Genomic DNA, 13,756 nt, shown 5'->3' on the forward strand with positions numbered 1-13,756 from the left:
GCGCCATCGGTAACGTAAACATTTTTACAGGCATGAACTTGGTTAAATCCATTGACCACGGAGGTTTTAGGGTCACGCCCCATACGTGCAGTACCCATTTCGTGGATACCAAGTCCAAGTGCATAAGGAGCATCAAAAGGAGTAACATCTTTGGCTCCCGCTTTTTCAAGCATTTGCACGGCTTGTTCCTGCATGTCCTTACGCATATTGTACTCATTCTCTTGGATTTCGGCATCGAAGGTTACGGTAGGTAGGCCCCATTGGTCCTTCTTGTCATAATCCAAGGTCATTTTGTTTTCATGGTACGGAAGTGTCTCACCGAAAGCATTTATGCCCATGTTCCACCCTCCAGGTGTCATCATAGCATCTTTATAGTCTTTTCCGTATGCAGCTTCGGCTATCATTTCTTCATAATTGCCTCTACTGGCACCACCTTGGTAACCATATCCACGGATAAAGTCTTTCATGTTGGAGTCACCGCCAAGGTTTCTAAATCTTGGGATATATACTCCATTAGGTTTTCTACCCTTATAATATTTGTCTTCGTAACCTTCAAACTTACCACGTGCCCCTACCAAGAAGTGGTGATCCATTACGTTGTGTCCCAATTCTCCGGAATCGTTACCTAATCCATCAGGGAATCTATCCGATTTGGATTGCATCAATATGGAAGTTGAAGCGATAGCCGAGGCACAAAGGAAAATTACCTTGGCTTTGAACTCAAACTCTTCTTTGGTTTCCCTATCGATGACCTTGACACCGGTAGCTTTTTTGGTATTAGGGTCATAAATCACTTCATGAACAATTGAATCCGGTCTTAGCGTCATATTACCTGTAGCCTCTGCTGCTGGCAGTGTAGACGATACGCTGCTAAAGTATGCTCCGAAAGGACATCCTCTGATACAACGGTTCCTAAATTGGCAACGCACTCGACCATCACCTTCAAATTGCTTGTCACTGTTAATATGCGCAACTCGACCAGCTGTGATTACACGACCATTGAAATGTTCGGCAACTTTGCCTCTTACATGATCTTCTACACAATTGAGCTCCATCATGGGTTCAAATTGTCCGTCGGGCAGTTGTGCCAAACCTAAATTTTCACCGGAAACACCAATGTAACTTTCAACCTTATCGTACCAAGGTGCTATATCCTTGTAACGTACGGGCCAATCTACGGCAATTCCGTCATTTTTGTTTGCAGCAAAATCAATATCGCTCCAACGGTAACTGTGTCGTCCCCACATTATGGAACGTCCACCAACATGGTAACCTCTCATCCAATCAAACCTTTTGGTTTCATTGTAAGGGTGTTCCAAATCGTTTACGAACCAATGTTTGGAAGCTGCTCCAGTGGTATAACCGGTTCTTGATTGTTTCTCTTGTTTTTTAACGTCTTCTCGGGTTGCTCTTCCCGCATGAGGAAAATCCCATGGATCCATGTTTGCAGTTGGGTAATCTTCACGGTGTTTTACCATGGGCCCACGCTCCAAGACCAAAGTCTTGAGACCGTTTTCGCACAACTCTTTGGCAGCCCAACCACCGCTGATACCCGTACCTACCACGATGGCATCATAGGATTCCTGCTCCTGATTGTAATAAAATTTACTCATTTATTCGGATTGTTTATTTGATAAATGTATTAATTATTAAATTAATTTTCTACATTTAATCCCTATGTTTATTGAGAATTCAGCACTATAACGTTGTAGTTTTTGGATTCCGCACGAAATTAACTAACGCAATAATATGAACAGAAGTAGATTAACACAAAAAAGTATTGTTACACTCATAGCAGTGGCTTTATTCGGATTTTATTCCTGTAAACAGAACCCAAAAAAGGAAACAACCGAAGAAACAACAACTGAAGCAGTAGCGGCAGAAGAATCCAAACCGGACATTAAGCTCTCTTTGGCACAATGGTCTATCCACAAAATGATTTTTGAAGAAGGCGTGGACCCTTACACTTTTGCAGAAAAAGCAAGTAAGTGGGGATTTGAAGGTCTTGAGTATGTGAGCGCACTTTATTATAAGGAACTGCAGGCGGCAAACTTTTCTGAAGAAGCCATGAACAATTGGGTGGAAAAAAGCAAGGCTGAAAGTGAAAAATACGGTCTAACCAATGTTTTGATCATGGTGGACGGGCAAGGAGATATCGCCGTTCCCGATGAAACCGCAAGAACAGAAGCAGTGGAAAACCATTATAAATGGGTGGATGCAGCAGCAGCCCTAGGGTGCCATTCCATTCGTGTTAACCTGAACGGAAGTATGGAGCCAGAGGTTTGGATGCCGGCATCAGTGGCAGGATTGAAACAATTGGCAACCTATGCCAAGGACAAGAACATAAATATTATCGTCGAAAACCACGGAGGTCCTTCTTCCAACGCGCAGATGTTGGCAGAGGTAATGGAAAAAGTGGGAATGGACAACTGTGGCACCTTGCCCGATTTTGGCAATTTCTGTATCAAAAGGGAAGAGGGTGATTACTATTCATCCGAATGCTTGGAAGAATATGACCGCTATAAGGGAACAAAGGAGTTGATGCCATACGCCAAAGGTGTTAGTGCAAAATCCTACAGCTTTGATGAAGAAGGAAATGAAACTAGAGTGGATTACCCAAGAATTATGGATATAGTTTTGGATTCTGGATACGAAGGTTTTGTAGGTGTCGAATATGAAGGCTCGGAACTGGGTGAGGAAGAAGGGATTTTGGCAACCAAAAAACTTTTGGAAAGAATATTGGAATAATCCAATGTTAAAATGGGCCGATGAAGGGATTTTTGAAACAACTCTTCGATTACAATTTTTACTGTAATAAAAAAATTATGCAACAATGCAGTGGTCTGGACCATGTTCCGGACAACTGCATTAGACTTTTTAGTCACATGCTCAATGCCCATCATATTTGGAACCATAGAATTTTGGGTACGCCCACGGAGTTTGGTGTTTGGGACAAACACCAAATGGACCAATGGGAAGATATCCATTACGAAAACCAACGTACTTCTTTTGAAATTGTTTCCAATACGGATACTTTTGAAAAACGAGTGCAGTATACAAACAGTGAAGGAAAGAATTATTCAAGTGTGTTAAAGGATATACTTTTTCACATAGTTAATCATACCACTCATCACAGAGGGCAAATCATGATGGAATTGAGGAGCTCTGGAGTTGAGCCAAAACCTTTGGATTATATACATTACAAAAGATAACTACTAACTAAAGACTTAACATGAATATTAAAACCAAATTTCAACTGTCCTTTATGATGTTCCTGGAATTTTTTATCTGGGGCGGTTGGTTTGTTACTTTGGGGACTTTTCTGGGTAACAATCTTGAAGCTACAGCAGGACAATCATCAATGGCATTTTCAACACAGTCGTGGGGGGCAATTATTGCACCCTTTATTATTGGATTGATAGCCGACAGATATTTCAATGCCGAACGAATCTTGGGTGTGCTGCACTTGGTAGGTGCATTTTTGATGTACCAAATGTATCAATCAACAGATTTTGTGGCCTTCTATCCGTATGTGTTGGGTTACATGATCCTGTATATGCCTACACTGGCTCTGGTTAACTCCATTTCTTTTAATCAAATGAAAGACCCGGCTAAGGAGTTTTCCAACATTCGGGTTTTTGGTACCATCGGATGGATCATTGCTGGATTGGTGATAAGTTATCTGTTTGTTTGGGACTCTCCAGAGGCCTTGGAAGCGGGAATGCTTAAAAATACATTTTTGATGGCAGGTATCGCCTCCGCAATTTTGGGGGTTTTCAGTTTTACATTGCCAAAGACACCTCCAAAAGTGGACAAAAGTGAAAAAGTTGCCATTTCGGATGTGTTGGGCTTGGACGCCCTCAAACTATTGAAGGATAAAAACTTCCTGGTTTTCTTTATTTCTTCGGTTTTGATCTGCATACCACTGGCTTTCTATTATCAAAATGCCAATCCGTTCTTAGCTGAAATAGGACTTCCCAATCCAACGGGCAAAATGGCCATTGGTCAAGTATCGGAAGCACTGTTTATTCTGGCACTACCATTCTTTTTTACAAAATTCGGATTCAAAAAAACCATTTTGGTGGGAATGTTGGCCTGGACGGTACGGTACATATTGTTCGCTTACGGTAATGCGGACGAACTATCCTTTATGTTGATCATTGGTATCGCATTGCACGGAATCTGCTACGACTTCTTTTTTGTTTCCGGACAGATCTATACGGATACAAAAGCAGGAGAAAAGTACAAAAGCGCTGCACAAGGACTGATTACTTTGGCAACTTACGGTGTTGGTATGCTTATCGGTTTCTGGATTGCAGGACAAATAACAGATTCGCTAACAATGGATGATGGAGCACATGCATGGGAAACCATTTGGATGTATCCTGCAGGATTTGCAGCCGTAGTATTTGTGTTGTTCGCATTAATATTTAAAAACGAAAAAGTAGAATATAAATCATAAAGAAAAATGCCTAAAAAGATTAGACTTGGAATTCTTGGAGGAGGAGGCGATTCTCTTATTGGGGTGTTGCACAGAGTGGCCTCTTTCATTAATGACAATTATGAAATCGTAGGAGCTGTATTCAACCCTGATTTTGAGGACAATATGCAGTTCGCCAAGGAAATAGACATTCCTACGAATAGAATTTACAAAGATTTTGATACGCTTGTCGAGGAAGAGATGAAGTTGCCCGAAGATGAACGTATCCAAGTTTGCTCAATCCTTACACCGAACTTCCTTCACTTTCCAATGGCGAAAAAGTTATTGGAGAACGGTTTCAATGTCATCTGCGAAAAACCGATGACCACTACGTACGAGGAGGCTAAAGTGTTGCAGGAAACCTTGGAAAAAGAGGGAACCGTTTTCGCCGTAACCCATACCTATACGGGGTACCCCATGGTTAGGCAAATGCGTGAAATGATCAAAGAAGGTGTTATTGGAAAGGTTCACAAAGTAGATGTACAATACTATCAAGGTTGGATGAATCCAATTATCCACGACAAGGAAAAGCGTGGTACGGTTTGGAGATTGGACCCTAAAAAAGCGGGAATAAGTTCTTGCATGGGAGATATTGGCGTCCATGCATTCAATATGGTCGAGTACACAACTGGGTTACAGGTACAGTCCCTATTGTGCGATTTTAATTATCTCTATGACGACAACCAGATGGATATGGATGGCACAGCGCTTATCCGTATGGACAAGAACGTTAAAGGCGTAATTAGGGCCAGTCAAGTGGCAACGGGGGAAGAAAACAACCTGTCCATTGCTATTTACGGTCAAAAAGGAGGATTAAAATGGGAACAGGAAAACCCTAATTATTTATACAAATTGAACGATCCTGAACCACTACAGGTGTATAAACCAGGACACGAGTACAATTCCAAATTGTCTTTGGACGGTACAAAATTACCGCCAGGACACCCGGAAGGTATATTTGATGCCATGGCCAACATTTACCTAGGGGTTGCCAAGGCCATCCGAGGAGAGGAATACAACAGCGGAGAATTCCCAACCATGAAAGATGGGGTTAGGGGCCTCAATTTTATTGAGAATACCGTAGCTTCCCATAAACAAGGTAATATTTGGGTGGACATGGATTAATAGGAAACCCAAAAAACAGGAATGATGGCTGCCTACTGGCGGCCATTATTTTTTGTAGAGCATCTCAAACTCCTCAAAAACCACGATCATACTTTCCTTGGGAGTTTTGCCAAACTCCGCAAGTTCTCGGGTAAAGTAATCCCAATGTGTTTTTTTCCAATGATCAAGGCTTTTATCGCCCTCACCTTCTAAACGCGCATGCTCCTCGCGAATGCTGAAATAGGGCAGTAGTTTTACCCTGGTCGTTCGGATGATGCATTTAGCATTTCCATTCCAATCGGTGACCACATAGAAATCCCCGATTTTCGGTAAGGCCTCATTACGTAGTTGCAACCCTTGTAAAGCATGGCTGGTAGCTCTTTTAGCTTCTTTGGATATCAAATCGGCACATACATCGGCATCTTTTTCATTATCACAAAAATGAATGACCTTGGGAGCATCTTCAGAAGCAAACTCTAAATGGGCATCCAAAAAATCGCCCCACAGATTTCGGGCAGAAGCATTTTCCATAAGCAGGTTTTAAGAAAATTTATGTTGTTTGAATTGTTCAGCGGCATGATTTGCTGCCCTTGCGGTAAAGGCCATATAGGTCAGCGATGGATTTACGCAACTGGCAGAAGTCATAAAAGCACCATCGGTTACATAAACATTGGGAACCGAGTGCAATTGATTGTGCTTGTTCAATACAGAAGTTTTCGGGTCGTGTCCCATGCGTGCACCTCCCATTTCGTGTATCCCAAGTCCCGGGCCCGTCTCGGTATCGTATGTGTGGACATCAGTAAAACCAGCAGCTTTTAGCATGGCAGCAGCTTCCTCTTTTATGGCTTCTCGCATTTTATATTCGTTTTCCTTGAACTCCACATCAAAATTCAATTGTGGAAGTCCCCATTGATCTTTTTTATCCTTGCTCAAAGTAACCCGATTATCATGATGTGGCAACATTTCGCCAAAACCGGTCATGCCTATTTCCCATCCACCAGGTTTTAAAATCGCCTCTTTATAGGCCGGCCCATGTCCAAGTTCAGCAACCGTTTCGGACCAACTGCCCCTACTTGCCCCACCTTGATAGCCAAAACCACGTAAAAAATCTGTCCGCTTTGTTTTCTCATCAAGGTTGACAAATCTCGGGATGTAAAAACCGTTCGGTCTCCTTCCTTTATAGTACTTGTCCAAATGGCCATTAACTTTAGCAGATGCCCCTAATTGATAGTGGTGGTCCATGATGTTACGCCCCAATTGATCGTGATTGTTTCCCATGCCATTGGGGAACTCCTTGGATTTGGATTGTAATAAGATCCCAACAGAGGCCATTGCCGAAGCACAGAGAAATACAATGTTACTTTTAAACGCTATTTTTTCATGGGTCTCCGCATCGATTATGTTTACCCCGGTTGCTTTTTTGCTGTTTTGATCATAAGAGATTTCATAAACGATGGAGTTTGGCCTTAGGGTCATATTCCCGGTTCGTTCCGCAGCGGGAAGGGTAGAGGAATTACTGCTGAAATAGCCTCCAAAGGGGCATCCTCTCCAACAACGATTACGATATTGGCAAGGTCCGCGACCTTCAATATCCGTTGTGTTTTCAGTAATATGGGCTACTCTTCCAATAGTGAGCAAACGCCCATCCTTAAAATTCTTTCCTAAGGATGCCTGTAAATCTTTTTCAACACAATTCAACTCCATAGGCGGCTGAAACTTACCATCTGGCAGTTGTTTAAGCCCTAAAGCTTGACCGCTAACACCAATATAGGATTCCACTTTGTCGTACCAAGGAGCAATATCTTTATAGCGAACTGGCCAATCCACTGCAATGCCTTCTTTCTTGTTGGCTTCAAAATCAATGTCGCTCCATCGGTAACTTTGACGCCCCCAAGTTAAGGATCGCCCACCAACTTGGTAGCCTCGAATCCAATCAAAACGTTTGGTTTCTTGATACGGATGTTCCAGATCGTTTACAAAAAAGTGCTTTACATCATCTTTTGGAGCCCACCCCACCCTGAGTTGCTTGTGGTATTTTTCTTTGTCATCACGGGTAAGTTCCCCTTTAAAAGGATAATCCCAAGGATCGTCGTTCATGGTTTTGTAGTCTTCAACATGCTTTACCATAGGGCCACGTTCCAGTACAAGAACATTAAGGCCATTTTCGCATAGTTCTTTGGCTGCCCAACCACCACTTATTCCTGTACCTACAACAATAGCATCATAAACTTTGGTTTCAATCACTTTAATGTTGTTTTAATTGTTAACGAATCCCTATATTTATCTCTTACCACATGAGATTTGAAAATAGCATAGTTTTTTTCTTAAATATAGAAGATAAATCCCAATTTATTTGGGATTTCCTAATTCCTAAAAATTAAATTCAATGAAAACAATAAAAGGACCAGCAGTATTCCTAGCACAATTTGTGGACAGTCAGCCTCCGTTCAATTCTTTGGATGGAATATGTAAATGGGCCTCTGATCTAGGCTATAAGGGTATCCAGATTCCAACAACGGAGTCGTTCCTGATAGATTTGGACAAAGCGGCAGAAAGTCAAGATTACTGCGACGAACTAAAAGGGAAAATCAATTCGTACGGGTTGGAGATCACCGAACTGTCCACGCACTTACAAGGGCAATTGGTAGCGGTGCATCCGGCTTACGATATTATGTTCGATAATTTTGCGCCAGATGCTTTAAAAGGAAAACCGAAAGAACGTACCAAATGGGCGGTCGACCAAGTAAAAAAGGCGGCTACGGCCAGTCGACGATTAGGTCTAAAGGCACATGCAACCTTCTCCGGTTCACTTTTGTGGCATACTATGCACCCTTGGCCTCAAAGGCCGGACGGTTTAGTGGAAATGGGTTTTGAGGAGCTGGCAAAAAGATGGATGCCCATCCTTGATCATTTTGATGAAGAAGGTGTGGATGTCTGTTATGAGATTCACCCAGGGGAAGACCTGCATGATGGAGATACTTTTGAACGTTTCTTGGAAGCAACGGGAAACCATAAAAGGGTCAACATTTTGTACGATCCAAGTCATTTTGTTTTACAGCAATTGGATTACATCGAGTACATCGATTTTTATCATGAGTTCATCAAATCGTTCCATGTAAAGGATTCTGAATTTAACCCAACAGGAAAAAAAGGTGCCTTTGGAGGATATAACGATTGGGGAGACAGGGCTGGAAGATACCGTTCCCTAGGTGATGGCCAAATCGATTTCAAGACCATTTTCTCAAAATTGACACAATACGGTTGTGATGTTTGGGCCGTAATGGAATGGGAATGCTGCATAAAAAGTCCTGAACAAGGAGCAAGGGAAGGAGCCAAATTCATCAAGGACCACATCATCGAGGCAACCACAAAGACCTTTGATGACTTTGCTGGCGGAGATATAGATGAACAAAAACTTAAAAATATATTGGGACTATGAGAAAATCAATATGGTTTGTAGCACTTGCTCTTGTTTTTGCCTGTAAGGATAAACCAAAAGAAAGCCAGGAGGAAATGGAAGAGACAGTTGAGGCAACAGAGGAAGAAGAATCCGATTGGGTCACGTTATTCGACGGAACAAGTTTTGATGGTTGGCACATGTACAATGGTGGAGAAGTCACCGAGCCATGGAAATTGGAAGATGGAGCCATGGTGCTTTACCCACCGGAGGAAAGACCAGAGGGTGCCAATTATAATTTGGTGACCGATCAAGAGTTTACCGATTTTGTGCTTACCATGGATTGGAAGATTGCCGAAGGGGGCAACAGTGGTTTCTTTTGGGGAGTAAAAGAGGATGAAAAATATGGGGAACCATACCTTACCGGACCAGAAATACAGGTGCTGGACGATGAGAGACATCCAGATGCACAGAATGGAACCGATCGCTTGGCCGGTGCTTTGTACGATATGGTCTCTCCATCGGAAAATGCAGTTAAGCCTGCAGGAGAATGGAACTCAGTTGAGTTAATGGTGAACCATAAAACCAACGAAGGCCACGTTGTTTTAAATGGGACCAAAATTGTGGAGTTCCCGGTCCAAGGACCGGAATGGGAAGAGTTGGTCGCCAATTCAAAATTTGCTGAATGGGAAGGTTTTGCCGCTTTTAAAACGGGTAAAATAGGACTACAAGATCATGGGAACATGGTAGCCTTCAAAAATATTAAAATTAAAGAATTGTAGTATGTCAAGATTAACAAACAGACTATTGGTTTTGTCCCTGCTTATTGCCGGATTTATCACCGCACAAGAGGTAGAACCGACCACCCCCGAGGAAACGGAATTTTATGAGCCCGTTCCCCCTAAAGTTACCCCAGGACAAAATGGTGCACCTCCCAGTGATGCCATTGTACTTTTTGATGGCACGTCTTTGGATAAATGGATAAGTTCCCGAGATAGTACTGAGGCAAAATGGATTTTAAATGAAGATGGAAGCATGACCGTAAACGATAGGACCGGCGATATTCAGACCAAACAAAATTTTGGAAGTGTACAGCTTCACATCGAGTGGAAATCGCCCGCAGAAGTACAGCGTGATGGTCAAAACCGAGGCAATAGCGGAGTGTTTTTGAATAACCTCTATGAAGTCCAGGTATTGGACAACAACGACAACGACACCTATGTAAACGGGCAAGTAGGCTCCATTTACAAACAACATGTGCCCTTGGCAATGGCTTCGGTGCCTACTGGTGAATGGAACACGTACGACATTATTTACCATGCACCCGAGTTCGAAAAGGGCCAAAAAGTAAAATCGGGTACGTTGACGGTGATCCACAATGGCGTTTTGATCCAGGATCATGTGGAGATCAAGGGAACCACTCCATATATCGGATGGCCCAAAAACCCACCACATGGAAAGGGACCGCTAAGACTTCAGGACCACGGCGATAACAGCAGGGTAAGTTATAGGAATATTTGGGTAAGGGAACTGGATTAGCTCCCTTAACCCAATTTTAAAATAGAAATCCACTAAAAGGGCCAAAAACCTATTTTGGTTACCTTTGGCAAAATTTATCATAGGTATATGATTCAATCCATGACAGGCTTTGGGAAGCATGTAGTGCAGCTTCCTTCCAAGAAAATCACCATTGAGTTGAAGTCGCTCAACAGTAAAAACCTGGACATCAATGCCAGACTTCCCCAATTTTACCGGGAAAAAGAACTGGAACTACGTAAAATGATCGCTAGTGCTTTGAACAGGGGCAAAATAGATTTTAGTCTGTACGTTGAAATTACCGGAGAGGAAACCACCGCTGAGGTAAACAAAGGGGTGGTGAGAAACTATATGGACCAATTGGCCGATATAGCCAAAGGCGACGACATAAAATTATTGGAAATGGCCCTGCGGATGCCCGATACCCTCAAAACCGATAAGGATGACATTGATGAGGAAGAATACAATGCAATAAAACAGGCCATGGACGAGGCACTTTCCAAAATAGTCGAGTTCAGGAACGAAGAAGGTAAAGTCTTGGAAGAAGATTTTGTGACACGGCTGAATAATTTGAACGAGTTGTTGGAGAAAGTGAACAAAATGGACCCAGAACGCTTAGCCACGGTCCGGGAGCGATTGGAGAAAGCAGTGGCCGACCTTAAGGTGGAACTGGATGCCAATAGGTTTGAACAAGAACTGATCTACTATCTGGAGAAATATGACATCACCGAGGAAAAGGTCCGCTTGGCCAACCACTTAAAATATTTTGAAACCACCTTGAATTCAGGTGATTCCAATGGAAAAAAACTTGGGTTCATTTCCCAAGAAATCGGAAGGGAGATCAATACCATCGGTTCCAAGGCCAATTACGCCCCAATGCAGCAGTTGGTGGTCCAGATGAAAGATGAACTGGAAAAAATAAAGGAACAAATGCTCAATGTGTTATGACAGAAGGCGGTAAACTTATTATTTTCTCGGCACCTTCGGGCAGTGGTAAAACCACAATCGTGAAGCATCTGCTGAATCAGCCTGAATTGAATCTGGCATTTTCCATTTCTGCCACATCCCGTCCGCGTAGAGGAAAGGAAAAGAATGGGGTCAACTATTACTTTATGTCCGTTTCCCAATTTAAAAGACACATAAAAGACGGTGATTTTTTAGAGTGGGAGGAAGTATACCGAGATAACTTTTACGGGACCCTTAAAAGTGAAGTGGAACGACTCTGGGCAGAAGGTAAAAACGTAATTTTTGACATTGATGTTTCAGGTGGATTGCGAATCAAAAAAAAGTTCCCGGAAAAAACCTTGGCCGTGTTCGTAAAGCCCCCAAGTGTTGATGAACTTAAAATCAGACTGAAGAAACGGAGCACGGAAAGCGACGATAAAATCAACATGAGGATTGCCAAGGCATCCGTGGAACTTGCCACTGCACCCCAGTTTGATAAAATCATTAAAAACTATGACCTTGATGTAGCCTTGGACGAGGCGCATAAATTGGTCGCTGATTTCGTGGGAGCGGAAATACCCCCAAAAGAAGATTAGGTATGAAAAAGGTAGGGCTCTTTTTTGGAACCTTTAACCCCATACATATCGGCCATTTGGTAATTGCCAACCATTTGGTGGAGTATTCCGATTTGGATGAGGTTTGGTTCGTTATAACGCCACAAAGCCCATTTAAAATAAAACAATCACTTTTAGATAACAACCATCGCTATCAAATGGTGTTCGAGGCTGTGCAGGACTATCCCAAGCTACAACCCTGTAAAATCGAATTTGATTTGCCCCAACCCAATTACACCTCCGATACACTTGCCCATTTGGATGATAAATATGGCAATGATCATCAATTTTCGCTTATTATGGGAGAAGACAATTTAAAAGGTTTCCATAAATGGAAAAATTATGAGGCCATTTTAGAACTTCATACCATTTATGTGTATCCCAGGATTTCTCACGGTGAGATAGAGCATCAATTTAAGGGGCACTCAAAAATCACAAAAGTTGATGCGCCCATTATGGAAATCTCATCGACATTTATTCGTAAGTCGCACAAGGAGGGTAAAAATGTGCGCCCGTTGCTTCCACATGCTGTATGGAAGTACATGGATGAAATGAACTTTTACAGGTAGCCCTATTTTTGTGCGGTGACCACGCCCACCATACTGTCGGCAGTTCCATAATACAAATACCATGTTCCATTGAACATAACAAGTCCTTCCAAGAAGGTTGTTCCGTCTTTGTATTGTCCCGATTTTTCAAAAGGCAATTCAGGTTTAATGAAGGGTTCGTCAGTTTGGTCCAACAGTTTCCATGGTTCATTGACGTCAAAAAGAGCCTGTCCGCCGGTATAAATTCTATTTCCAAGATCTTTCACCCCGATGTTTTGTGAATTTCCTGCGTTGTAAAGCAATACAATGCCATTACTGGTAAGCAATGGTGGTGGACCGGCCTCTACCAACCAAGAATCAAAATAGCCTGGTCTAGGGCTTAAAACTGGAGCTAAATTTCCTTCATAGGTTTCCACAGGTTCCCAATCTATCAAATTCGTGGAAGAAGCTAACCAAATGTTGGGCACACCGTAGTACATCCAATATTTTCCATTGATTTTGGCAGCAACTAATTTTCCATTCCGTAGTTCGGTGACAATGGCCCCCGATTTGCTCTCTTTTTCGTGATAGATACCGTTTTTGTAATGCTGAAAAACAGGACCGTGTTTCTCCCAGTTCACTAAGTCTTTTGATGTGGCAACAGCTAGTTTGGGTACTTTTCTGTTCCATTGGGTGTAGGTCAGCACATAAAGCCCGTCTTCGGTTTCCACGATTCTTGGGTCTTCAACTCCGCCCGGCCATTCGTTGGTTTTTTGATTGTCGTTCTTTGGATAAAAAACAGGTGCTGGCCATTTGTTATACCTGAGCCCATCGGAAGAAGTGGCCATACCGATCCGAGAACGGTGCCCACCGATTTCTTTCTCCCCCAATTTTTCTTCGGCGCGGTAGAGAACGTAGATGGAATCCTCTTTAACTATTGCAGCAGGATTAAAAGTGGCCATGGATTCCCAGTGAACTTTTTTATTGGTTATGGGGTCGGTAAAGGTAGATGCACCATCTTTCTGTAAGATTGGTCGAGCATTATCTGGACGCTTAAATGGTCCCAACATCCATTCTTTTTCTTTGGTTTGTGAAAATATGTTGGTGAGAGAAAGTAAAAGAAAGGATAGGAATAGAATTGCTGTTCTCATCA

Annotated in this window: 14 protein-coding genes; 10 read left to right on the top strand and 4 right to left on the bottom strand. The window is 42.5% G+C overall.

Annotation, left to right across the window (positions count from 1 at the left end; genetic code table 11):
* A partial coding sequence (locus J0X13_RS10915) for a GMC oxidoreductase (protein ID WP_207071475.1) occupies positions 1-1,613 on the bottom strand: 1,613 nt, incomplete at its 3' end.
* Between the two features lie 136 nt (positions 1,614-1,749).
* On the opposite strand from J0X13_RS10915, the gene J0X13_RS10920 reads away from it, so the two are divergent.
* Genes J0X13_RS10920 through J0X13_RS10935 form a run of 4 tightly spaced genes read left to right on the top strand, consistent with a single transcriptional unit; the run spans position 1,750 to position 5,605 of the window.
* Positions 1,750-2,748: a sugar phosphate isomerase/epimerase family protein gene (locus tag J0X13_RS10920; protein ID WP_207071476.1), complete on the top strand. Its 999-nt coding sequence runs from the start codon at positions 1,750-1,752 to the stop codon at positions 2,746-2,748.
* A 20-nt stretch (positions 2,749-2,768) separates the two neighbouring features.
* Positions 2,769-3,212: a DinB family protein gene (locus tag J0X13_RS10925; protein ID WP_207071477.1), complete on the top strand. Its 444-nt coding sequence runs from the start codon at positions 2,769-2,771 to the stop codon at positions 3,210-3,212.
* Positions 3,213-3,232: 20 nt separating this feature from the next.
* Complete coding sequence (locus tag J0X13_RS10930) at positions 3,233-4,462, top strand: nucleoside permease (protein WP_207071478.1); 1,230 nt, start codon at positions 3,233-3,235, stop codon at positions 4,460-4,462.
* A gap of 6 nt (positions 4,463-4,468) precedes the next feature.
* Complete coding sequence (locus J0X13_RS10935; protein WP_207071479.1) at positions 4,469-5,605, top strand: Gfo/Idh/MocA family protein; 1,137 nt, start codon at positions 4,469-4,471, stop codon at positions 5,603-5,605.
* Positions 5,606-5,650: 45 nt separating this feature from the next.
* Here J0X13_RS10935 and J0X13_RS10940 read toward each other — a convergent pair whose 3' ends face one another.
* Both J0X13_RS10940 and J0X13_RS10945 read right to left on the bottom strand, forming a co-directional pair.
* The gene (locus J0X13_RS10940; RefSeq protein ID WP_207071480.1) at positions 5,651-6,115 is read right to left on the bottom strand and encodes an ASCH domain-containing protein; all 465 of its coding nucleotides are present in this window, start codon (positions 6,113-6,115) and stop codon (positions 5,651-5,653) included.
* Positions 6,116-6,124: 9 nt separating this feature from the next.
* Complete coding sequence (locus tag J0X13_RS10945; protein ID WP_207071481.1) at positions 6,125-7,828, bottom strand: GMC oxidoreductase; 1,704 nt, start codon at positions 7,826-7,828, stop codon at positions 6,125-6,127.
* Positions 7,829-7,970: 142 nt separating this feature from the next.
* Between J0X13_RS10945 and J0X13_RS10950 the strand changes: the two genes are divergently transcribed.
* From J0X13_RS10950 to nadD, 6 genes are all read left to right on the top strand, one after another.
* Positions 7,971-9,023: a sugar phosphate isomerase/epimerase family protein gene (locus tag J0X13_RS10950; protein WP_207071482.1), complete on the top strand. Its 1,053-nt coding sequence runs from the start codon at positions 7,971-7,973 to the stop codon at positions 9,021-9,023.
* Positions 9,020-9,763, top strand: a complete 744-nt coding sequence (locus J0X13_RS10955; RefSeq protein WP_207071483.1) for a 3-keto-disaccharide hydrolase — start codon at positions 9,020-9,022, stop codon at positions 9,761-9,763. Before J0X13_RS10950 ends, J0X13_RS10955 begins: the two co-directional genes overlap by 4 nt.
* A 1-nt stretch (position 9,764) precedes the next feature.
* Positions 9,765-10,520: a 3-keto-disaccharide hydrolase gene (locus J0X13_RS10960; protein ID WP_207071484.1), complete on the top strand. Its 756-nt coding sequence runs from the start codon at positions 9,765-9,767 to the stop codon at positions 10,518-10,520.
* A gap of 87 nt (positions 10,521-10,607) precedes the next feature.
* Positions 10,608-11,465 carry a YicC/YloC family endoribonuclease gene (locus J0X13_RS10965; protein ID WP_207071485.1) on the top strand — a complete coding sequence of 286 codons (858 nt, stop codon included), beginning with the start codon at positions 10,608-10,610 and terminating at the stop codon, positions 11,463-11,465.
* Positions 11,462-12,058: a guanylate kinase gene (gmk, locus tag J0X13_RS10970; protein WP_207071486.1), complete on the top strand. Its 597-nt coding sequence runs from the start codon at positions 11,462-11,464 to the stop codon at positions 12,056-12,058. The genes J0X13_RS10965 and gmk overlap by 4 nt, the downstream gene beginning before the upstream one ends.
* 2 nt (positions 12,059-12,060) lie before the next feature.
* Positions 12,061-12,645: a nicotinate (nicotinamide) nucleotide adenylyltransferase gene (gene nadD / locus J0X13_RS10975; protein ID WP_207071487.1), complete on the top strand. Its 585-nt coding sequence runs from the start codon at positions 12,061-12,063 to the stop codon at positions 12,643-12,645.
* Positions 12,646-12,647: 2 nt separating this feature from the next.
* Here nadD and J0X13_RS10980 read toward each other — a convergent pair whose 3' ends face one another.
* Positions 12,648-13,754: a glycoside hydrolase family 130 protein gene (locus tag J0X13_RS10980; RefSeq protein ID WP_207071488.1), complete on the bottom strand. Its 1,107-nt coding sequence runs from the start codon at positions 13,752-13,754 to the stop codon at positions 12,648-12,650.
* Positions 13,755-13,756: the final 2 nt, after the last annotated feature.

Origin of the sequence: [Muricauda] lutisoli (nom. illeg.) (assembly GCF_017313105.1) — a bacterium.
GTDB classification, from domain to species: domain Bacteria; phylum Bacteroidota; class Bacteroidia; order Flavobacteriales; family Flavobacteriaceae; genus Flagellimonas; species Flagellimonas lutisoli.

What these genes read in the sequence shown, in the direction of transcription:
- J0X13_RS10920 (WP_207071476.1), top strand. Translation starts at nt 1,750, where the DNA reads ATGAACAGAAGTAGATTAACACAAAAAAGTATTGTTACACTCATAGCA.
- J0X13_RS10925 (WP_207071477.1), top strand. Translation starts at nt 2,769, where the DNA reads ATGAAGGGATTTTTGAAACAACTCTTCGATTACAATTTTTACTGTAAT.
- J0X13_RS10930 (WP_207071478.1), top strand. Translation starts at nt 3,233, where the DNA reads ATGAATATTAAAACCAAATTTCAACTGTCCTTTATGATGTTCCTGGAA.
- J0X13_RS10935 (WP_207071479.1), top strand. Translation starts at nt 4,469, where the DNA reads ATGCCTAAAAAGATTAGACTTGGAATTCTTGGAGGAGGAGGCGATTCT.
- J0X13_RS10940 (WP_207071480.1), bottom strand. Translation starts at nt 6,115, where the DNA reads ATGGAAAATGCTTCTGCCCGAAATCTGTGGGGCGATTTTTTGGATGCC.
- J0X13_RS10950 (WP_207071482.1), top strand. Translation starts at nt 7,971, where the DNA reads ATGAAAACAATAAAAGGACCAGCAGTATTCCTAGCACAATTTGTGGAC.
- J0X13_RS10955 (WP_207071483.1), top strand. Translation starts at nt 9,020, where the DNA reads ATGAGAAAATCAATATGGTTTGTAGCACTTGCTCTTGTTTTTGCCTGT.
- J0X13_RS10960 (WP_207071484.1), top strand. Translation starts at nt 9,765, where the DNA reads ATGTCAAGATTAACAAACAGACTATTGGTTTTGTCCCTGCTTATTGCC.
- J0X13_RS10965 (WP_207071485.1), top strand. Translation starts at nt 10,608, where the DNA reads ATGATTCAATCCATGACAGGCTTTGGGAAGCATGTAGTGCAGCTTCCT.
- gmk (WP_207071486.1), top strand. Translation starts at nt 11,462, where the DNA reads ATGACAGAAGGCGGTAAACTTATTATTTTCTCGGCACCTTCGGGCAGT.
- nadD (WP_207071487.1), top strand. Translation starts at nt 12,061, where the DNA reads ATGAAAAAGGTAGGGCTCTTTTTTGGAACCTTTAACCCCATACATATC.
- J0X13_RS10980 (WP_207071488.1), bottom strand. Translation starts at nt 13,754, where the DNA reads ATGAGAACAGCAATTCTATTCCTATCCTTTCTTTTACTTTCTCTCACC.